Raw genomic sequence first — 19,634 nt, forward strand, 5'->3', positions numbered from 1 at the left:
AAATCGAAAAGTCCGATCGTCCGTTTAAAAGATACTAATGAGAATTGTTATCGAAAAATGGACGGGGCAATGTCATACCGGGGAGCAGTAAAGGCAGGGGCGGGTTCGAGGCGCGGCAGGACGCATCTGGGGATGGTCCTGGTACTGGGCCTGAACCCTTTGGCAATGGCCGTCGCCGCCCAGGACGACAGCGGGACGCTGCAGCTGGGCAATATCGAGATCGCCGGTGAGGACACTTCGGCCGGGGCCATCGCCCCGGGCGTCACCACCATCGGCAAGCTGCCGCTCAAGCTGCGGGAAACCCCGCAATCGGTGAGCGTGATGGACCGCGAGCGCATCGAGCAGCAGAACCTGTTCAGCCTCGACGAAGTGATGCAGCAGGCCACCGGGGTCACCGTGCAGCCGTTCCAGTTGCTGACCACCGCGTATTACGTGCGCGGCTTCAAGGTCAATTCCTTCGAACTGGACGGCGTGCCGGCCTTGCTCGGCGACACGGCCAGCTCGCCGCAGGACATGGCGGTGTACGAACGGGTCGAGATCCTGCGCGGCTCCAACGGCTTGCTGCACGGTACCGGCAACCCGGCGGCCACGGTCAACCTGGTGCGCAAGCGCCCGCAACAGGCGTTTGCCGCCAGCACCACCCTCAGCGGCGGTTCCTGGGACCGCTATCGGGGCGAGGTGGACGTGGGCGGGCCGCTGACCGCGACCGGCAACGTGCGGGGACGGGTGGTCGCGGCCTATGAAGACCGCGACTACTTCTACGACATCGGCCAGCAAGATACGCAGTTGCTCTACGGCATCACCGAGTTCGACCTGAGCCCGGACACCCTGCTGACCCTGGGCGCGCAGTACCAGACCATCGATTCGGTGACCAACATGGCCGGCGTGCCGATGGCCAAGGACGGTTCGAGCCTGAACCTGCCGCGTTCCACTTACCTGGATGTCGACTGGGACCGCTTCCAGTGGACCACGCGGCGGTTCTTCGGCTCCCTGGAGCAGCAACTGGACCACGACTGGAAAGCCAAGGTCGCCGCCGAGTACCAGGACGTCGACTCCGAACTGCGCTATGCCGGCGCCTTCGGTGCCATCGACCCGCTGACCGGCGACGGTGCCCGCCTGATGAGCGGGGCGTACAAGTTCGAGAGCACCCAGAAGAGCCTGGATGCCTCGGTCAACGGGCCGTTTTCCTTGTTCGGCCGCAGCCACGAACTGTTGCTGGGCAGCAACTACAGCCAGGGCGAAACCGAGCAACGCACGGCGAGCTTCACCACGCCGCTGAACGTGCCGGTGAACGTCTATCGCTGGGACCCCCACAGCGTGCCCAAGCCGGGGATCGGCCCCTATACCTCGCCGGGCTCGACCACCATCACCTCCAAGGGGGTCTATGCGCTGACCCGTTTCAAGCTGCTGGAGCCGCTGACCCTGGTGCTGGGCGCCCGCGCCAACTGGTGGGAGCAGGATGCGCCGAGCGACCGGCTCAAGCCCGGGCGCGAGATCACCCCCTACGGCGGCCTGATCTGGGACTTCGCCCAACAGTGGTCGTGGTACGCCAGCTACGCCGAGGTCTACCAGCCGCAGAGCTTGCAGACCTGGAACGGCGAGTTGCTCAAGCCGGTGGAGGGCAAGACCTACGAAACCGGGATCAAGGGCGAGTTGATGGACGGCCGCCTGAATCTGTCCCTGGCGGCGTTCCGCATCGACCTGGAAAACAACCCCCAGGTCGACCCGGACCACCCGGGCGCGGGGCCGAACACCTTCTACATCAGCGGCGGCAAGGTCCGCAGCCAGGGCTTCGAGCTGGAAAGCAGCGGCTACCTCACCCCCGACTGGAGCCTGTTCGCCGGCTATACCTACACCACCACCGAGTACCTCAAGGACACCAGCAGTTCTTCGGGCGCGCGCTACGCCGAGTTCACCCCGCGGCACCTGCTGCGGTTGTGGAGCCAATACGACCTGCCGTGGCAGGACCGGCGCTGGAGCCTGGGCGCCGGGGTGCAGGCGCAGAGCGATTTCTCCACGCAATCGGGCAGCGTGTCGATGGAGCAGGGCGGCTACGCCTTGCTCAATGCGCGGGTGGCCTATCGCATCGACGAGCACTGGACCGCCTCGGTCAACGGCAACAACCTGGCGGACCGCAAGTATTACCAGAGCCTGGCGAGCCCCAACTGGAACAACCGCTACGGCGAGCCGCGCAGCCTCAACCTGACCCTGCGAGGCACGTTCTGATGGCCGCGCCAGGCCTCGGGCCCTGGCCGCTGCGCGTCGGCCTCGCGCTGGCGGGCAGCGTGCTCAGCAGCCTGCAACTGGCGGTGCTGCTGGCGCGGCATTATCCCTGGGGCGGCGGGCTGGAGCGTCTGTACGCCGGCATCTTCCTCGGGTTGGGATTCCTGGTGGCGGTACTGCTGTGGGCGCTGCTGGCCCCCGATCGCCAGCGCGTGGTCTATCGCTCGGGCGTCTGGTTGCTGCTGTTCACCCCCTGGCTGCTGTGGGACGGGGCCTGGTCATGATGGGCGCACCCCGGGCGCTGGTGCAGCGCGTGCATGCCGGCGCCGGCGGCGTGTTCGGCGCGCTGCTGTTCGTGATTCTGCTGACCGGGGCCTGGAGCATGGCCCATGAAGAGTTGCGCACCTGGTTCCGCGGCCCGGCGGCGCTGGCCCCGGGGCCGGCGCTGCCGCTGGGGCAATGGCTGGACATCGCCCGCGCCCGGGGCCTGGCGCTGGGGGAATTGCGCATTCGCCTGCCGGACAGCGCTCATCCGGCGGTGGAACTCTGCGCGTCACCCAAGGACTGCGCCCTGGTATTGGACCCGGCCACGGGCCGCGAACTGGCGCCCGTGAGCGCCGCGGATATCCCGTTCAACCTGCACAAGAGCCTGTTCCTCGGTTTCCCCGGACGGGTCCTGGTCAGCCTGCTGGGTGTGGTGTTGTTGCTGCTGATCGTGGCCGGCAGCGCTCTGCACAGCGGGCGCCTGCGGGACCTCAAGCGCTTGCGCCGGGACCGGGGGGCGCGGGTGCTGGCCCATGACCTGCACAGCTTGATCGGCTGCTGGGCCGGGCCCTGGCTGGTGCTGTTCGGGGTCACCGGGGCGCTGTCCGGGCTGGGCGCCCTCGGCACCCTGGGCCTGGCCGGGCAGGCGTTTCCCGGGGCGCCGCAGCAGGCGTTCATGCAACTGCTGGGCGCGCCGCCCCAGGTCGACCCGCAGGCCACTGCGGCGCCGGCGCTCGATCTCGATTGGCTGCTGCGCAACGACGCCGCGGCGCACCCGGGCTTCGTCGCCCAGAGCATCGCGCTGCATCGCTGGGGCGAGCCCCAGGCGTGGCTGGAAGTGGCCGGCATTCAGCAGGGGCTGCCCAGCACTGCGGTGTTCGAGCGCCATACCTACCGCGGGGACGACGGCTTGCCGCTGGGCAATAGCAGTGCCAGCGGGCGCAGCTTCTGGTTGCAGGCGTTCATTGCCGTGCAGCCGCTGCACTTTGCCGACTATCGCTGGCTGCCCCAGGCGGGGCCGCTGCTGCGCGCGCTGCATTTCAGCATGGCGCTGGCGGCGGCGGGGCTGGTCCTCAGCGGCCTGTACCTGTGGCTGGAGCGGCGGCGGGTCCGGCCGGGCGCCGGTTGGCAGGTGCTGCTGCGCCTGGTGGTCGGCGGCTGCGGCGGCTTGCTGGTGGCCAGCGCCGTGCTGCTCTGCGCGGGGGCTCTAGTCAGCCTGGGACTGCTTCCGCGCCATGGCCTGGGCTGGTGGTTCTGGGGTGGCTGGGGCGCCAGCCTTTTGCTGGCCTGCGTTCTGCCGCCGCGGCGGCAACCGCTGCCTTTGCTGCTGGCCGTGGCCGGCGTGGCGTATCTGGCCGCCGGGACGCTGCACCTGGGCGCCAGCCTGAGCCACCAGAACCTGGCCGTCTGGCCCGTCGACCTGGTGCTGTCGCTGGGCGGCGCCAGCGCGCTGTGGGCGGCGCGCCGGCTGGTTTTTTCTACGCGTTCGGCACGGATTGCCGACGCCAACGCTTACTGATTGGAGACTCACATGCTGGATCTATTGAAACACTGGCGCATGGTGCTGACGTTCGCCCTGTTGTACCTGTCCCAGGGCATTTGCTTCGGCATCGCCATGGACGCTTTGCCGACCCTGCTGCGCCACGACGGCGCCGCGCTCCACGCCCTGGCCTTCCTGCCGTTGGTGGGCGTGCCGTGGGTGGTGAAGTTCATCTGGGCGCCGGTGGTCGACAATCACTGGAACGCCCGCCTGGGGCGGCGGCGCAGCTGGATCATACCGATGCAGGTGCTGGTGCTGCTGTGCATCGCCACCCTGGCGAGCATCGGCCTGAGTGTCGAAACCGCCGGCTGGGCCGTGGCCCTGCTGATCCTCGCCTCGCTGGCCAGTGCCACCCAGGACATCGCCACCGACGGCATGGCCGCCGAGTATTTCAGTGGCGACCTGCTGGCCCGGATCAACGCGATCCAGGTCGGCGGCACCATGGTCGGCTTCTTTGTCGGCGGCGCCGGGACCTTGCTGCTCAGCGGCTACCTGGGGCAGGCCAGCGCCTTTGGCCTGTTGGCGCTGGTGCCGCTGGCGAGCCTGTGCTGCGTCGGCTGGCTGAGCGCGGCATCGGTCGCGCCAATGCAGCGGGACGTGGCGCACGCCAGCCTGCTGCGCTTTATCAAGCGGCCGCAGGCCCTGGCCCTGGTGCTGCTGGCGTTGCTGTCGGCCATGACCTCGGTCTCGGGGTTCGGCCTGTCGAAGCTGTTCCTCAACGATGCCGGCTGGTCCTTGCAGGCCATCGGCCAGCTGGGCATCAGCGGCGGGGTGGTGACCATCGTCCTGGGTTGCGGGGGCGGCGCCTGGCTGATCCGGGTCCTGGGCTTGTGGCCGGCGTTCATGCTGGCGGTGGGCATGGCCGGCTGCGCCGCGATGATCTGGCTGCTGCAGGCCACGGGAACGGTGGCGCCGCAGATCGGCTTGATCTGGCTGGCGGTAGGCCTGGGTTCGTTCGCCACCGGGGCGACTTCGGTGGCGATCATGACCGCCTCCATGGCCTTCGCCGCGCAGGGCGACCAGGCCGGCACCGACATGACCGCGGTGCAGAGCACCCGCGACCTCGGCGAAATGCTCTCGTCCTCGCTCTTGCTGGCCCTGACCGCCCAGGTCGGCTACAGCGGCGGCTTCCTCGCCGGCGCCGCGATGGCGCTGCTGGCATTGCTGGTGGCGTCGAACCTGGCCCGCTATCGGGCCGGGCGCAGGGCGCAGGTTTAGGGGAGAGGCAGGCATCGTTCCCGGGTGGGAACGATGTGCCGATCAGGCGTGCAAGGGGGTATCCCCTGGTTTCAGAGGCTGTCCGGATCGCCAAAAAACATCTGGATCCGCGAGCGCAACCAGCGTTCGCCCGGGTCGTTGTCCTGGGAGCCGCGCCAGGCCATATGCAGCTCGAAGCTGCGGGTCGGCAGGGGCGGGTCTTCGGCGCGCACGCCGCCAGCGGCGGTCAGGGCGTCGGCGGTGTAGTCCGGGACGGTGGCGACGATATCGGTGCCGGTGAGCAGGGTGCTCAGGCCGTTGAACTGCGGCACTGCGAGCACCACGTGGCGCTTGCGTCCGAGTTTTTCCAGTTCTTCGTCGATGAAGCCGCTGAGGTCGCCGGCGAACGACACCAGGGCGTGGGGCCGGGCGCAGAAGTCGTCGAGGCTCAGGGCGCCCGGCATGCTGTCGGCCCGTAGCAACTTGGGCAGGCTGCGGCGCAGCACCTTGCGCTTGGCGTTGGCCGGCAGGTCCTGGGTGTAGCTGACGCCGATGGAAATTTCGCCGGAAGCCAGCAGGGCCGGCATCAGCAGGTAGTTGGCGCGGCGCACCACCAGCACGATGCCCGGCGCTTCGGCGCGCAGGCGCTTGAGCAGCATCGGCAGCAGGGCGAACTCGACATCGTCGGACAGGCCGATGCGGAACACCGCGGTGCTGGTCGCCGGGTCGAATTCGGCGGCGCGGCTGACCGCGGTGGAGATCGAGTCCAGGGCGGGCGAGAGCAGGGCGAAGATTTCCACCGCCCGGGCCGAAGGTTCCATGCTGCGCCCGGTGCGCACGAACAGCGGATCGTCGAACAGGCTGCGCAGGCGCGACAACGCCGCGCTGATGGCCGGCTGGCCGAGGAACAGTTTCTCCGCCGCCCGGGTCACGCTGCGTTCATGCATCAGTGTTTCGAACACGATCAACAGGTTCAGGTCGACACGACGCAGGTCATTACGATTCATCTTGAGTCCTGGCAGAGTCAGCAAACTTGACGAGAGCAGCCATATGAGAACAATGGCCGGCATGAATCTTACGGGGAAAGGCTGCTACTCTGCACCGGCTAATTGTTTTTTTCCTGTAAGCAGCCCTTCGCTCTGGCACGCTGTTTTGGCGTTGTTGCAGGTGCTGCGGAATCAATGACAGGCATGTCGACTATTAATAGCCACTGATGGTCTTGGCCAGAAAGCCCAGATAGAGTTCAGGGCATTAGAGGTTACTTTGACGAGGTTTGCGATGTCCCGCACGATCCGTTTTCACAAGTTTGGTCCGGCCGAGGTGCTCAAGTGCGAAGAGCATGCGGCCGCTTTGCCTGCGCCAGGCGAAGTGCAGGTACGTGTCGAAGCGATCGGCATCAGTTGGTACGACGTACTCTGGCGCCAGAACCTGGCGTCCTCCCATGCCCGCCTGCCGTCCGGCCTGGGCCATGAGATGGCCGGCGTGGTGACCGCCGTCGGCGAAGGCGTCGACGACCTGGCCGTCGGTGACAAGGTCGCCAGTTTCCCGGCCGAAAGCCCGAACGATTACCCAGTCTACGGCGAACTGATCGTGCTGCCGCGCTCGGCGCTGACCCGCTATCCCGACGTGCTCAGCCCGATCGAAGCGGCCGTGCACTACACGCCGCTGCTGGTGGCCTACTTCGCCTATGCCGACCTGGCGCGGGTCAAGCCCGGGCAGTTCGCCCTGGTCACCGATGCCAGCCATTGCGCCGGTCCGTCCTTCGTCCAGTTGGGCAAGGCGCTCGGCGTGCGGGTGATCGCCGCGACCAAGACCGCCGAAGAGCGTGAATACCTGCTGTCCCTGGGTGCCGAGAAGGTCATCGTCACCGAAGAGCAGGACCTGCTCATGCAGATCAACAAGTACACCGACAACCGCGGCGTCGACGTGGTGTTCGATGGCCTGGGCGGCCCGCAGATGTCGATGCTCGGCGATGTCCTGGCGCCGCGTGGCAGCCTGGTGCTGTACGGCCTGCAGGGCGGCAACCAGACCCCGTTCCCGGCCTGCGCGGCGTTCCAGAAGAACATCCAGTTTTTCGTGCACTGCATCGGCAACTTCACCGGCAAGCCCGAACTGGGCATCGTCCAGGACCAGGTGGCCCTGCAGCGCGCCTTGCGCGACATCAACCAGCTGACGGCGGATCGGGTGCTGATACCGCTGAAGACCCGGGTCTTCGGCTTCGACCAGTTCGTCGAAGCCCACCGCTACATGGACGAGTGTCCGTGTCGCGAACGGGTCGCCTTGCAGGTCGAACCGGCCTGATCCCGATGCCAGGGCCCACCATCGTGGGCCCTGGCGTTTCTGTTTCTCCTTTCCTTATTCCGGCCTCGGTCCCGAGGGGCTTCTGCGCGCTTGCGGGGAATGGCCTATCTTGGACAGACCGTTACGCCTGCCGACTGTGCGGGCCGTCACGGATAGATCCCGTCGCGCTGCGGTCAAACTGCCAGTAAACTGCGCAGCACTCACCGAACCATCCTTTTCCCGAGGTTTTGCATGACACTCAGTCCTTTTGCGGGCAAGCCGGCACCGACAGAATTGTTGGTCGATATTCCGCGACTGGTAACGGCCTATTACACCGGCCAGCCCGATGCCGCCATCTCCACCCAGCGTGTCGCCTTCGGCACCTCGGGGCATCGTGGCAGCTCGTTCGATCTGAGTTTCAACGAATGGCATGTCCTGGCCATCAGCCAGGCGATCTGCCTGTATCGCCAGTCCCAGGGCATCGATGGCCCGCTGTTCGTCGGCATCGATACCCACGCACTGTCCACGCCGGCCGGCGCCAGCGCTCTGGAAGTACTGGCCGCCAACGGCGTGACCGTGATGATCGCCGCGGGCGATGAGTACACCCCGACGCCGGCGGTGTCCCATGCGATTCTCTGCTACAACCGCGGCCGTACCAGCGGCCTGGCCGACGGCATCGTGATCACCCCGTCGCACAACCCGCCGCAAAGCGGTGGCTTCAAGTACAACCCCACCAACGGCGGCCCGGCCGACACCCACATCACCAAGTGGATCGAAGCCAAGGCCAACGAACTGCTGGCCAACAAGCTGGCCGGCGTCAAGCGCATCAGCTACGAGCAGGCGCTGAAAGCCCCGACCACCCACCGCCACGACTACGTCAACAGCTATGTCGCCGACCTGATCAACGTCATCGACCTGGACGCGATCCGCAACGCCAAGCTGCGCCTGGGCGTCGATCCGCTGGGCGGAGCAGGGGTGCGCTACTGGTCGGCGATCGCCGAGCACTATCGCCTGGACCTGGAGGTGGTCAACAAACAAGTCGATGCCACCTTCCGCTTCATGTCCGTCGACTGGGACGGCCAGATCCGCATGGACCCGTCCTCCACCCATGCGATGCAAGGCCTGATCGGCCTGAAGGACCGTTTCGACGTGGCCTTCGGCTGCGACCCGGACCACGACCGCCACGGCATCGTGACCCCGAGCGGCGGCCTGCTGGCGCCGAACAACTACCTGGCGGTGTCCATCGACTACCTGTTCCAGAACCGTCCGCACTGGCGCGCCGACGCGGCCGTGGGCAAGACCGTGGTCAGCAGCGGCCTGATCGACCGTGTGGCCGCGCGCCTGGGGCGTCGCCTGTATGAAGTGCCGGTGGGCTTCAAGTGGTTCGCCGACGGTCTGTTCGACGGCTCCCTCGGCTTTGGCGGTGAAGAAAGCGCCGGCGCCTCGTTCCTGCGCAAGGACGGCGGTGTCTGGAGCACCGACAAGGACGGCCTGATTCCGGCCCTGCTGGCCGCGGAAATGACCGCGCGCACCGGCCGCGACCCGAGCCAGGCCTACCGCGCCCTGTGCGACGAGTTGGGCGAGCCGTTCTCGGTGCGGGTCGATGCCAAGGCCAATCCGCAGCAGAAGGCGCTGCTCGGCAAACTGTCGCCGGAGCAGGTGACTTCGACCCAACTGGCCGGCGAGACCATCCAGAAGATCCTCAGCCATGCGCCGGGCAACGAGCAGGCGATCGGCGGCCTCAAGGTCATGACCGAGAACGGCTGGTTCGCGGCGCGTCCATCGGGCACCGAGGACATCTACAAGATCTACGCCGAGAGCTTTATCGGCGACGATCACCTGAAACAACTGGTGCAGGAAGCCCAGACCCTGGTGGATGGCGCGATCAGCGGCTGATCCGACAGGCTGGACAAAAAAAGGGGGCGACCAGACGGTCGCCCCCTTTTTTATTGGTGCTATCTCAAGCCAGATCCACCAGGACGATTTCACTGTCCTCGATGGCGGTGACCCGCAGCAGGCGTTCATCCTGCACCGCAACGCCGTCGCGGGCTTCGGCGCGCAAGCCATTGACTTCAATCACCCCGGTGGCCGGCACCAGGTAGGCGCGGCGCCCCGCATCCAGCGCGTACTCGGCGGACTCGCCAGCCTTCAGGTTGGCGGCCACCAGGCGCGCATCGGCACGGATCCGCAGGCTCTGGTCATCGCCGCGCTTGCCGCTGGCCAGGGTCACGAATCCCTCGCGCAGGCCTTTGGGGAACGGTTTGGCGCCCCAGGACGGCGCGGTGCCGGTTTCGTTGGGGATGATCCAGATCTGGAAGATCTTGGTTGCGCTGGACTCCAGGTTGTACTCGCTGTGGGCGATCCCGGTACCGGCGCTCATCACCTGCACATCGCCAGCCTCGGTGCGGCCCTTGTTGCCCAGGTTGTCCTGGTGGGAAATGGCCCCTTCGCGGACGTAAGTGATGATCTCCATGTCCCGGTGCGGGTGCTGTGGGAAGCCGCTGCCGGGGGCGATCACGTCGTCGTTCCACACCCGCAGGTTGCCCCAGTTCATGCGTTTGGGGTCGTAGTACTCGGCGAACGAAAAGTGGTGATGGGCATCCAACCAGCCATGATGGGCGCCGCCCAGGGATTTGAAGGGTCTGAGTTCAAGCATGATCGTCTCCTGTCAGGGTTCGTCATGGGGCCCATTCCAGGAGGCCGCAGCACGAGACCGGTGATTGATGGCGAGCATCATCTATCAGCCAATCATCGATAAAAAGCGCAAAAAATGCCGTAATCCAATCTAATAAATTGATATTAATTTGAGGGTTCTACCTTCAGTTCATCGCTTAAGTGAATGACCTGTAAGCATTTAGCTAGAACTGCTCGGCAAATGCGGCGACCATAGGCGCCACATTTCTCTGCCGCCCCCACACAGCCCCACACCCTGGAGTCAGCGTGCCGCAACACACCCCCGATCTTCCTCCCGAACTCTTGCCCCTGGCCGACATGCCGCTGTTCAAGCGGTTGGCGGCGAGGTTCTTCGGTCTCGGCCTGAGCCGCCTGCGCGCCCAGCATCGCGCTTCCTGGCTGCACGGCCAGGCGGACGGTTTCCGCAGCGGGCATACCGCCGGGGTGGAGTACGGTTACCGGGAGGGCATGGCCGAGGGGCTGGAGCAGGGCCGCCAGGTGCTGCTGATCCGTGACAGCCGTAGCACCGAGCATCCGGCGCCCGGGGTCGACGATCTGTTGTTCGACGACTGGCACCTGCCCCTGAACGCCGAGCTGAAGAAGCGCATCAAGGCCGACGTCGGCCGCCTGCTGCCGGCCCACGCCCAGCCCAGCGCCGCGCAATGGAAGATGATCTTCAGCGAAACACCGTCGACCTCGGTGATCGCCGGCGCCGGGGCCGGCAAGTCGACCTCCCTGGTCCTGCGCATCCTGCTGCTCACTCATTACCTGGGCTTCGAACTCGACTCGATGACCGTGGTGACCTTCACCCGGGAGTCGCGCAAGGACTTCATCGATAAGCTGCTGGAGGTGTTCGCGCTCTGGGGGCGGCCGCTTGACCTCAAGGCGGCGCGGGACCTGGTGCGTACCTTCCATTCGCGCATTCTGCCGATGGTGCGCAGCCTGCCGGGCTTCGAGCGCCTGCAGGCGTTCGAGAACCTCAGCGATCGTGCGGCGACGGGGGATCTGGAGGCCGACAGCAATCCGTTCGACCTGCGGATCAACGATGCCCAGCGCCAGCACCTGAATGCCTGCTATCACGCCTTGCACCAGCGCGACGGGCGTTTCCGCGAGGCGATCAAGCCGTTGTTGCGCCATGCCCTGCAACTCAGGGAGCTGGAGCGCGATCACCCGGATGTGCAAAAGCGCATGGCCGTGACCGAATTGGCGGCCAAGCGTGACGAAGAGCTGTGCGACACCCTGGAAGACCTGTGGTTTCGCGCCGGGGCCTGGCCGATCAAGGGCATCGAGCCGAACCGGCAGACGTTCGAGATCAACGGCTCGCAGTTCCATTGCCATGGCTACGCGCCTGAACTGGATGCCTGGGTGGTGCTGGGGTTCGACCCGCGGGAAAACCCGCAACTGAGTCGCCCCGGCTCGAAGCTTTCGGTGCGCGCGGAATGGGCGGTAAAACGCACCCTGTTTCAAGCTTTCTGTCGTAAGCCTATGATTTGGCTGGATAGTTATGATTCTGCAAAGCGCGTTCTAGCGTCCCTGGCCGGCGATGCCAGTGCCGGGCCGGGCTTCGATTACAAGGTCAAGGGCGAGCTGGCTTCGGCGCCGCTGCTGGACTGTTTTGTCGCCGCGGCCGGGTTTATCGAGAACCTGGGGCTGGATGTGGCGGTGGCCGTGGGGCAGATGGTGTTCCCCCGGGACGACCCGGATCGCTACTTCTTCGAGGCCCTGAGCCTGTTCTGGCGGGCGCTGGACGATCATCTGCTCGATCAGTCGCCACCGATCATGAGCTACAACCGCATGTTCGCGTTGTTCGGCGAGAACACCCCGGAGAACTTCAAGCTGCTCAGCGACGAGCGCCTGCGACCGATGTCGCACCTGATGATCGACGAGTTCCAGGACGTCTCGCCGCAGATCGTCTCCTGGATCCGCGCCAGCCTGCGGGAGATCCGCAGCCGCGGGCCGGCGATGCATGTCGGGCGCGGTGCGCAGCGCTCGTCGTTGCTCTGCGTGGGGGATGACTGGCAGTCGATCTACGGCTGGCGCGGCAGTTCGCCGAAGTACTTCATGGAATTCAACCAGGAGTTCCCGTCGCCGGCGACCAGCCGGGTGATGCTCAGCGAGAACTACCGCAGCCATCAGCATATCATCGACGCGGCGGAGCATATCGTCCGCGCGGCGCCGGCGATTGCCGGGAAGAAGGCCAAGGCCAGCGGCGAACCCAAGGAGGCGTTGCCGGTGAATGTCCTGGATCGTGACGACCAGGGCCTGGCGGCGCGGCTGGCGGAGCACTACCGCAATGGCGATTCGATCTTGATGCTATTTCGAAAAAGTAGCGATAAGTCATTGATTGAAGAACATATTTATCCAATAGTTAATGTTGATTCTAGGTTGCCGGCAGAGAGCCGACGCCTCAAGCAACTGACCTATCACAGCTCCAAGGGCTTGCAGGCGGACGCGGTTTTCCTGCTGGGCGATTGCCAGCACCTGACCAGTTCGCCTTACAAGAACCAGGTCTATCGCATGGCCGGCTTGGGCAAGGATGGCGACAGCGAGCCCTACGACAGCGCGCAGAAGGACGAGACCCTGCGCCTGGCCTATGTCGGCATCACCCGGGCGGTGAAACACTGCTATTGGTATGTGGATCGCCCGGACACCCAGGCCGCCAATGCGCCCAAGGCATCGGACCGGATTGCCGGGGACAAGCCGTTCTTCGCCGATCTGCGGGCATGAAAAAGCCCGCGGCAAGGCGGGCTTGAAAACAACCAGGGGTACTTGAGTGCCCTAGGCCTTGAGTGCGAGTGGGGGCATGAAGGCCTCCAGCTCGTCTTCCACGGCCTCGATGATGCGTTCGACATCGGTGGCGTTCATCACGGTGGCGCAGGGGATGCCGGCGATGGCGATCATGGTTTCGCCGCTGGCGCGGTCGAAGAGCCGGGCGATCATGCTGCCGGGCGCATCCATGCTGGCTTCGAAGCCTATCGGGTGAAAATGCCAGCGCATCAACTGGCAGGCGTTGGGAAAGGTGACTTTGCTGGAGGAGACGCTACTCATAGGGTGCCCACCTTGGTTCGTTGAGCGCGTCCCTGTGCTCACGGTAGGTGATGGAAAGGCCGTCGCTGGCCCAACCTGTGGAGTTTTTAAAAATAGCACCGGGTTGTGACACTCAGCGTTTTTTTTCAGGCCGTTTGGCGATTGCCTCACATTTTTTTGCTGCAGGTCATTTCCGACGCCGGTTTCGGCAAAACGCCAGTATTGGTGGGCGATCCACTGGCCGTTGAAGCCTTGGGCGATCTTCGGCAAGCTGCGCCTTTCCGTCCTCCGAGTACCCTATGTCTGCCTTCGATGATGGCCCGGCGCAAACCCAGGCCACCGGCGAGACCGTGATGCGCTATCACCTGTGCTGGAAGCACCGCGACCTCGATGGCGTCATGGCGCTGTATCACCCGCAGATCCAGTACAACGACTTTTTCCAGAACCGCACCCTGGGGCTGGACGAGTTGCGCGAGTACGTGCGCAACAGCATGCCGCGCGCCCCCGACGAAGCCCTGGAACACAGCGACCGCATCCGCCTGGACGGCGATACCGCGTTCATTCAGTACCAGGTGACCCTGCGCGGCGGGCAGGGGTTGGTGTCGTTTCGCGCCAGCGAGGCGATCACCGTGCGCGACGGCCTGATCTGGCGCGTCAACGAATACGCCTCGCTGGTGCGCGAGCCGGCGCCGAGCCAGGCCGGGGGGCGCGCGCGGCCGGCGGCCAGCCGCCTGGGCCTGTCGCCCCGGCAACTGGGCGTCATGGCCGAGGACCTGCAGCAGTACTTCGAGGGCCAGCAGCCGTATCTGGACCCGGAGCTGGACCTGCAGCGGGTGGCGCAGGAGTGCGGCTACAGCCGCAACCAGATCTCCTACCTGCTCAATCAGGTGCTGGGGCAGAGTTTCTACCGCTACGTGAACCAGGCGCGCCTGCAGCATCTGCTGGCGGCCCTGGACCAGGCGACGCCGCCAGTGCGCATCGACGAACTGGCGTTCGCCGCCGGTTTCAACTCGTTGTCGGCCTTCTACAGCTGTTTCCGCCAGCACACCGGCCTGTCGCCCAAGGCCTATGCCAGGCAAATTTCTTTGCGTGCACGCGCGCAAGACAGCCCCTGAGCCCAGGCACTAGGATCGCCGCCATCGAGGTTCGGGTTGCGGAGTCCGGGTATGCCAGCGTGGCGCAGTATCAGTTTGTGGATGGATCAGCTCGACGAGCCGCTGTTGGCACGGCCGGCGCTGGAGCAGGATCTGGAGGTCGACGTAGCGATCATCGGTGCCGGTTACACCGGGCTGTGGACCGCCTATTACCTCAAACGCCTGGCGCCGAGCCTGAACATCGCCATCGTCGAGGCGCAGACCGCCGGTTTCGGCGCCTCCGGGCGCAACGGCGGCTGGCTGATGGGCAACCTGCTGGGGGAGGACCGGCTGCTGGCCGGGCTCGGCGCCGAGCAGCGCCGTGCCTCCTTCGATCTGCTGCACGGCATTCCCGATGAAGTGGCCAGCGTCCTCGAACGTGAAGGCATCGACTGCGATTACCGCAAGGGCGGGGTGCTGTATTGCGCGGCGCGTTATCCCGAGCAGGAAGCCAGCCAGCGCCGCTACCTGGAGCAGCTCTACAGTCAGGGGCTCGACGAGCGCGACTACCGCTGGCTGAGCCCCGAGCAACTGGCGCAGCAGATCCGCGTGGCCAACGCCTACGGTGGCATCTACGCCCCCCATTGCGCGACCATCCAGCCGGCGAAACTGGTGCGCGGCCTGGCACGGGCGGTCGAACGCCTGGGCGTGGCGATCTACGAAAACAGCCCGGTCAGTCACTGGCAATCCGGCAGCCTGCAAACCGCCAAGGCCCGGGTGCGTTGCCAGTGGCTGGTGCCGGCGGTGGAGGGTTATGGGGTGACCTTGCCGCCCCTGGGCCGTTACCAGTTGCCGGTGCAAAGCCTGCTGGTGGCCACCGAGCCCTTGTCGGCCGCGACCTGGGATGAGATCGGCCTGAGCCAGGGCCAGGCGTTCAGCGAAAGCAGTCGTCAGGTCACCTACGGCCAGCGCAGCGCCGACGACCGCCTGGTGTTCGGCGCCCGCGGCGGCTACCGTTTCGCCGGCCAGCTGCGTCACGACTTCGACCTGACCCGCAGCGAAGTCGAGCTGCGGCGCTATCTGTTCAGCGAGCTTTTTCCGCAGCTGAAAAATGTCCGGATCACCCACTCCTGGGGCGGCAACCTGGGCATGTCCCGGCACTTCAGGCCGCACATGTTCTGCGACCGCCAGCGTGGTATCGCGCTGTCTGGCGGCTACGGCGGCGAAGGGGTCGGCGCCAGCAACCTGGGCGGTCGGACCCTGGCCGCCCTGATTCTCCAGAGCAACAACGAATTGACGCGCCAGCCCTGGGTGATCCCCGAAGGCGGCCTCGACGCCTTGCGCGCCTGGGAGCCGGAGCCGTGCCGCTGGCTGGGCTACAACGCGATCATTCGCAGCTTCGTCCATGAAGACCGGACCCTGGCCAACCCGGCCACGCCGCCCTGGCGCCGCCGGCTGGCCAGCCGGGTCGCGGGTTTCATGGAAGGGCTGATGCACTGAACCGCGGGTTCATCTCGATTTTTTCCAGCGACAGGTAGCGCCATGAGCATCACTCAATTCAAGAACACCGCCTACGCTCCTCTGGAGCAATCGGCCCCGATGGCCGTGCCCCTGGGCAACCCGGTCGCCGTGACGTCGGTGACCTGCGTCGAGCGCCAGGACGGTGTCGAAACCGGCATCTGGGAATGCACGCCCGGGCGCTGGCGCCGGCAGATCGTCGCCCAGGAGTTCTGTCATTTCATCCAGGGCCGTTGCACCTTCACCCCGGACAACGGTGAACCGCTGTCCATAGCTGCCGGCGATGCCCTGATGTTGCCAGCCAACAGCACGGGAATCTGGGACATCCAGGAAACTGTGCGCAAGACCTATGTGTTGATTTTCTGATCCCTTGATTGCCTGCCAATAACAACAACCCCTACAGGAATCGCCCCATGCCCCGTAAAACACCGGTTTTATCGCTGTTCGCGCCGTTGCTGCTGGTTGCTTCCTTCAGCCAGGCGGCCGAGACCGTGAAGATCTACAACTGGTCGAGCTACATCGCCCCGGACACCCTGAAGCGCTTCCAGGCGCAGACCGGCATCGGTTTCAGCTACGACGTCTACGACAGCAATGAAACCCTGGACGGCAAGCTGATGACCGGCCGTTCCGGTTACGACGTGGTGTCTCCCTCCAACCACTTCATGGCCCGGCAGATCCAGGGCGGGGCGTTGAAGAAGCTAGACAAGAGCCAGCTGCCGAACTGGAAGAACCTCAACCCGGTGTTGCTCAAGGCGCTGCAGGTCAACGATCCGGGCAACGAGCACGGTTTTCCCTATCTGTGGGGCAGCACCGGGATCGGCTACAACGTCGCCAAGGTCAAGGCGGTGCTGGGGGACAACGCGCCGGTGGACTCCTGGGACCTGGTCTTCAAGCCCGAATACATGCAGAAATTGCAGAAGTGCGGGGTGGCAATCCTCGACAATGGCCCCGAACTGCTGCCGGCGGCGCTGAATTACCTGGGCCTGCCGCACCACAGCAAGAACCCGGAGGACTACAAGAAGGCCGAGGCGCTGCTGCTGAAGATCCGGCCTTATGTCAGCTACTTCCATTCCTCCAAGTACACCGCTGACCTGGCCAACGGCGACATCTGCGTGGCGGTGGGCTTCTCCGGCGATGTGCTGCAGGCCGAAAGCCGGGCCAAGGAGGCTAATAATGGAGTGGAAATCGGCTACGCGATTCCCAAGGAAGGCGCGCCGATCTGGTTCGACATGGTGGCCATGCCCAAGGATGCGCCGGACGAACAGGCCGGTTACGCCTACATGAACTACCTGCTGCGCCCGGAAGTGATGGCCGAGATCAGTAACTACGTGCACTACGCCAACGGTAACGAGCAGGCCGACCACCTGATCGACCCGGCGATCAAGAACGACACCAAGGTGTATCCGAGCCCGGAGATGCTGGACAAGCTGTTCGCCCTGGAGGCCATGCCACTGAATATCGACCGGATCCGCACCCGCTTGTGGAACAAGATCCGTACTGGCAGTTGAGCAGGCCGGTGGGCGTTGCAGCCGCTCCCCGATACTGGGGAGCGGCTGTTTTCAGCGGTTTATCGTCAGTAGCTCAACTGCGTATTTTCCGGCAGCAGGGCGCCGCCATCGACGACCAGGGTCTGCCCGGTGATGTAGCCGGCCTGCTCGGACGCCAGGAACAGCATGGCGTGGGCGATGTCTTGCGGGGTGCCCAGGCGCTTGAGGGGAATGCCGGCGGCCAGGGCCGGTGAGTCGCCCAGGTTGGCCAGGGCCGGGGTGGCGATCAGGCCGGGTTCGACGCCGTTGACGGTGATCCGGTAGCTGGCCAGCTCCAGGGCCGCGGCGCGGATGAAGCCGTTGACCCCGGCCTTGGACGCGGCGTAGTGGGACAGCCCCGGAATCGCCGTGCGCGGCCCGGTCACCGAGGAGGTGATGACGATGCGCGGATGCTCGGCCCGGCGCAATGCCGGCAGCGCCGCCTGGGTCAGCCAGAAACAGCTCTTGAGGTTCACCGCCAGGGTTGTCTCCAGAATGTCGTCGCTCAGGTCCCAGAGGTTGTCCATCGGAAACACCGCGGCGTTGTGGATCAGCAGGTCCAGCCCGCCAAAGGCCCGTAGGGTGGCGGCTACCGCCTGGTTGGCGGCGGCCCGGGTGCCGAGGTCCAGGACCTGCAGTTCGGCGTGGCCGCCGGCCTCGCGGATCAGGCGCAGGGTTTCGGCGCCGGAGGCCTCGCTGCGGGTGGCGAGCAGCACCTTGGCGCCGCGGGCGGCAAACAGTTGCGCGATGGCGCGGCCGATGCCCTGGCCGGAACCGGTGACCAGGGCGATGCGGCCAGTCAGCTCGGTGTTCATCGCTGTGCTCCTGGCAGGACGCTGGCCAGGCATTGGTCCAGCAGGCGGTTGTGCAGGTCGACGTCCTCGATGCTGGCGGCCGGGCACAGCAGCGCCATGTTGTGAAAGGGCGTCAGCAGTACGCCGCGATTGAGCAGGTAGAGGTGCAGGTAGGCCTCGATCAGGCCGTGGCGGGCGTGGTGGGCTTCGCCGCCGTTGCGCGGCGCGTGGTCCATGAACAGGTACTCGACCCGCGCGCCGATCCGCGTCACGTGCCAGGGCAGGCGGTGCTTGTCGATCAGCCCCTGGACCCCGTCCCGCAGGCGTTCGGCCAGGGCGATCATGTGGGCGTAGTTGGCCTCGCTCATGACCTCGCTGAAGGTCGCGCGCATGGCGGCCATCTGCAGGGCGTTGCCGGCCAGGGTGCCGCCGAAGCCGAAGTGGTTGATCGCCTGGCCGGGCTGGAAGTGCGGCAGCACCTGCCAGATGCGCTCGGCCATGGCCTGGCTGGCGCCCCAGACCGCGGTCGGGATGCCGCCGGCGATGCATTTGCCGAGCACGAAGAAGTCCGGCTGCAGGCCGTGTTCGCCGCTGTAGCCGGCCGGGCCGCAGGAGATGGTGTGGGTTTCGTCGATGATCAGCGGTACATCGAAGCGCCGGGTCAGCGCGCGCAGGCCGTCATGGAAGCCGGGGGCGGGCGGGACCATGCCAACGTTGGTCATGAAGGGTTCGGTCAGCACCGCGGCCACGTCACCCTGGGCCAGGGCCGCCTCCAGCGCCGGCAGGTCGTTGAACTCCACCAGGCGGGTGGTGGCGTCGTGCCGGAGGCCATTGGCGTGCACGCCTTCCCGGGGAATCATCTGGCCGTCGGCGTCGAACTCGACCTGGGACTCGTCGACGCTGCCGTGGTAGTTGCAGTTGAACACCAGCACTTTGTCCCGGCCGGTGAGCATCCGGCACAGGCGCAGCACGAAGCGGTTGGCATCGGTGGCGGAGGTGGTGACCTGCCAGAACGGCAGGCCGAAACGCCGCGCCAGCTCCTGGCCGACCCACAGGCTGTCGGAGGTCGGCAGCATCAGGGTCGAGCCGTGCCGGGCCTGGTGGGCGATGGCCGCGGCCACGGCGGGCTGGCCATGGCCGAACATGGCCCCGGTGTCGCCCAGGGCGAAGTCGACGTAGCGGTTGCCATCGCAGTCGGTCAGGGTTGCGCCCTGGGCGTCGGCTACCAGGATCGGGTACAGCCCCGGCCACTGCTGCATCCAGTGCAGCGGGGCGCCGTAGAGCCAGTGCTTGAGGTTTTCCCGGTAGAAGCCGGCGGAGCGTGGGTGGCGCTCGGCAAACAGTTGCAGCTCGGACTGGTAGTGGCGGGCGACACGGTCGAGATCGAGGCCAAGGGTCATGGTCGGAGTCCTGTGGGGGTTGAAGGAGACGCTACAGGGAGCACGGGGCCGGGTAGCCGCTGCCGAGCGCCAGCGAGGCTGCGATCGAGCGCGCAGCGGTCGCAATCCGGGCAGCCTGT

General features: G+C 65.9%; 16 protein-coding genes. 11 read left to right on the forward strand and 5 right to left on the reverse strand.

Annotated features, from left to right (window positions below; genetic code table 11):
• Positions 1–69 precede the first annotated feature (69 nt).
• Genes ACQKQA_RS03020 through ACQKQA_RS03035 form a run of 4 tightly spaced genes read left to right on the forward strand, consistent with a single transcriptional unit; the run spans position 70 to position 5,245 of the window.
• Positions 70–2,226: a TonB-dependent siderophore receptor gene (locus ACQKQA_RS03020; protein ID WP_427553349.1), complete on the forward strand. Its 2,157-nt coding sequence runs from the start codon at positions 70–72 to the stop codon at positions 2,224–2,226.
• On the forward strand, positions 2,226–2,507 hold the full coding sequence (locus ACQKQA_RS03025) for a hypothetical protein (protein WP_427553351.1): 282 nt from the start codon (positions 2,226–2,228) through the stop codon (positions 2,505–2,507). The genes ACQKQA_RS03020 and ACQKQA_RS03025 overlap by 1 nt, the downstream gene beginning before the upstream one ends.
• Entirely contained in the window at positions 2,504–4,006 is a 1,503-nt protein-coding gene (locus ACQKQA_RS03030) for a PepSY-associated TM helix domain-containing protein (RefSeq protein ID WP_427553352.1), read from the forward strand. Before ACQKQA_RS03025 ends, ACQKQA_RS03030 begins: the two co-directional genes overlap by 4 nt.
• Before the next feature lie 12 nt (positions 4,007–4,018).
• Complete coding sequence (locus ACQKQA_RS03035) at positions 4,019–5,245, forward strand: RhtX/FptX family siderophore transporter (RefSeq protein ID WP_427553354.1); 1,227 nt, start codon at positions 4,019–4,021, stop codon at positions 5,243–5,245.
• 71 nt (positions 5,246–5,316) lie between these two features.
• Here ACQKQA_RS03035 and ACQKQA_RS03040 read toward each other — a convergent pair whose 3' ends face one another.
• Positions 5,317–6,231, reverse strand: coding sequence for a LysR family transcriptional regulator (locus ACQKQA_RS03040; RefSeq protein ID WP_075120078.1), 915 nt, complete (start codon positions 6,229–6,231; stop codon positions 5,317–5,319).
• A gap of 271 nt (positions 6,232–6,502) precedes the next feature.
• Here ACQKQA_RS03040 and ACQKQA_RS03045 point away from each other — a divergent pair, with 271 nt between their 5' ends.
• Both ACQKQA_RS03045 and pgm read left to right on the forward strand, forming a co-directional pair.
• The gene (locus ACQKQA_RS03045; protein ID WP_427553356.1) at positions 6,503–7,525 is read left to right on the forward strand and encodes a zinc-dependent alcohol dehydrogenase family protein; all 1,023 of its coding nucleotides are present in this window, start codon (positions 6,503–6,505) and stop codon (positions 7,523–7,525) included.
• A gap of 231 nt (positions 7,526–7,756) precedes the next feature.
• The gene (gene pgm / locus ACQKQA_RS03050; protein WP_427553358.1) at positions 7,757–9,400 is read left to right on the forward strand and encodes a phosphoglucomutase (alpha-D-glucose-1,6-bisphosphate-dependent); all 1,644 of its coding nucleotides are present in this window, start codon (positions 7,757–7,759) and stop codon (positions 9,398–9,400) included.
• A 64-nt stretch (positions 9,401–9,464) separates the two neighbouring features.
• Here pgm and ACQKQA_RS03055 read toward each other — a convergent pair whose 3' ends face one another.
• Entirely contained in the window at positions 9,465–10,160 is a 696-nt protein-coding gene (locus ACQKQA_RS03055) for a pirin family protein (RefSeq protein ID WP_427553360.1), read from the reverse strand.
• Positions 10,161–10,444: 284 nt separating this feature from the next.
• Between ACQKQA_RS03055 and ACQKQA_RS03060 the strand changes: the two genes are divergently transcribed.
• Entirely contained in the window at positions 10,445–12,904 is a 2,460-nt protein-coding gene (locus ACQKQA_RS03060; protein WP_427553362.1) for a UvrD-helicase domain-containing protein, read from the forward strand.
• A gap of 51 nt (positions 12,905–12,955) precedes the next feature.
• On the opposite strand, the gene ACQKQA_RS03065 is transcribed toward ACQKQA_RS03060, so the two are convergent.
• Entirely contained in the window at positions 12,956–13,225 is a 270-nt protein-coding gene (locus tag ACQKQA_RS03065; protein ID WP_427553364.1) for a DUF1652 domain-containing protein, read from the reverse strand.
• A 278-nt stretch (positions 13,226–13,503) separates the two neighbouring features.
• On the opposite strand from ACQKQA_RS03065, the gene ACQKQA_RS03070 reads away from it, so the two are divergent.
• The 4 genes from ACQKQA_RS03070 to ACQKQA_RS03085 are packed head-to-tail and all read left to right on the forward strand — an operon-like array spanning position 13,504 to position 17,303.
• Entirely contained in the window at positions 13,504–14,319 is an 816-nt protein-coding gene (locus ACQKQA_RS03070; protein WP_427553366.1) for a helix-turn-helix domain-containing protein, read from the forward strand.
• A gap of 51 nt (positions 14,320–14,370) precedes the next feature.
• Positions 14,371–15,777 carry an NAD(P)/FAD-dependent oxidoreductase gene (locus ACQKQA_RS03075; protein ID WP_427553368.1) on the forward strand — a complete coding sequence of 469 codons (1,407 nt, stop codon included), beginning with the start codon at positions 14,371–14,373 and terminating at the stop codon, positions 15,775–15,777.
• A 42-nt stretch (positions 15,778–15,819) separates the two neighbouring features.
• A complete protein-coding gene (locus ACQKQA_RS03080; protein WP_427553370.1) occupies positions 15,820–16,161 on the forward strand; it encodes a cupin domain-containing protein in 342 nt (113 codons plus the stop codon).
• A 47-nt stretch (positions 16,162–16,208) separates the two neighbouring features.
• Positions 16,209–17,303, forward strand: coding sequence for a polyamine ABC transporter substrate-binding protein (locus tag ACQKQA_RS03085; protein WP_427553372.1), 1,095 nt, complete (start codon positions 16,209–16,211; stop codon positions 17,301–17,303).
• A 65-nt stretch (positions 17,304–17,368) separates the two neighbouring features.
• On the opposite strand, the gene ACQKQA_RS03090 is transcribed toward ACQKQA_RS03085, so the two are convergent.
• Positions 17,369–18,136, reverse strand: coding sequence for an SDR family oxidoreductase (locus tag ACQKQA_RS03090; RefSeq protein WP_427553374.1), 768 nt, complete (start codon positions 18,134–18,136; stop codon positions 17,369–17,371).
• Positions 18,133–19,515: an aspartate aminotransferase family protein gene (locus ACQKQA_RS03095; RefSeq protein WP_427553376.1), complete on the reverse strand. Its 1,383-nt coding sequence runs from the start codon at positions 19,513–19,515 to the stop codon at positions 18,133–18,135. The genes ACQKQA_RS03090 and ACQKQA_RS03095 overlap by 4 nt, the downstream gene beginning before the upstream one ends.
• Positions 19,516–19,634: the final 119 nt, after the last annotated feature.

It is taken from the genome of Pseudomonas sp. NPDC089530, from assembly GCF_050280705.1.
Taxonomy (GTDB): domain Bacteria; phylum Pseudomonadota; class Gammaproteobacteria; order Pseudomonadales; family Pseudomonadaceae; genus Aquipseudomonas.

Coding starts and splice junctions, on each gene's coding strand:
- ACQKQA_RS03035 (WP_427553354.1), top strand. CDS start 4,019: ATGCTGGATCTATTGAAACACTGGCGCATGGTGCTGACGTTCGCCCTG.
- ACQKQA_RS03070 (WP_427553366.1), top strand. CDS start 13,504: ATGTCTGCCTTCGATGATGGCCCGGCGCAAACCCAGGCCACCGGCGAG.
- ACQKQA_RS03085 (WP_427553372.1), top strand. CDS start 16,209: ATGCCCCGTAAAACACCGGTTTTATCGCTGTTCGCGCCGTTGCTGCTG.
- ACQKQA_RS03055 (WP_427553360.1), bottom strand. CDS start 10,160: ATGCTTGAACTCAGACCCTTCAAATCCCTGGGCGGCGCCCATCATGGC.
- ACQKQA_RS03065 (WP_427553364.1), bottom strand. CDS start 13,225: ATGAGTAGCGTCTCCTCCAGCAAAGTCACCTTTCCCAACGCCTGCCAG.
- ACQKQA_RS03025 (WP_427553351.1), top strand. CDS start 2,226: ATGGCCGCGCCAGGCCTCGGGCCCTGGCCGCTGCGCGTCGGCCTCGCG.
- ACQKQA_RS03045 (WP_427553356.1), top strand. CDS start 6,503: ATGTCCCGCACGATCCGTTTTCACAAGTTTGGTCCGGCCGAGGTGCTC.
- ACQKQA_RS03090 (WP_427553374.1), bottom strand. CDS start 18,136: ATGAACACCGAGCTGACTGGCCGCATCGCCCTGGTCACCGGTTCCGGC.
- pgm (WP_427553358.1), top strand. CDS start 7,757: ATGACACTCAGTCCTTTTGCGGGCAAGCCGGCACCGACAGAATTGTTG.
- ACQKQA_RS03020 (WP_427553349.1), top strand. CDS start 70: ATGTCATACCGGGGAGCAGTAAAGGCAGGGGCGGGTTCGAGGCGCGGC.
- ACQKQA_RS03080 (WP_427553370.1), top strand. CDS start 15,820: ATGAGCATCACTCAATTCAAGAACACCGCCTACGCTCCTCTGGAGCAA.
- ACQKQA_RS03095 (WP_427553376.1), bottom strand. CDS start 19,515: ATGACCCTTGGCCTCGATCTCGACCGTGTCGCCCGCCACTACCAGTCC.
- ACQKQA_RS03030 (WP_427553352.1), top strand. CDS start 2,504: ATGATGGGCGCACCCCGGGCGCTGGTGCAGCGCGTGCATGCCGGCGCC.
- ACQKQA_RS03040 (WP_075120078.1), bottom strand. CDS start 6,231: ATGAATCGTAATGACCTGCGTCGTGTCGACCTGAACCTGTTGATCGTG.
- ACQKQA_RS03075 (WP_427553368.1), top strand. CDS start 14,371: ATGCCAGCGTGGCGCAGTATCAGTTTGTGGATGGATCAGCTCGACGAG.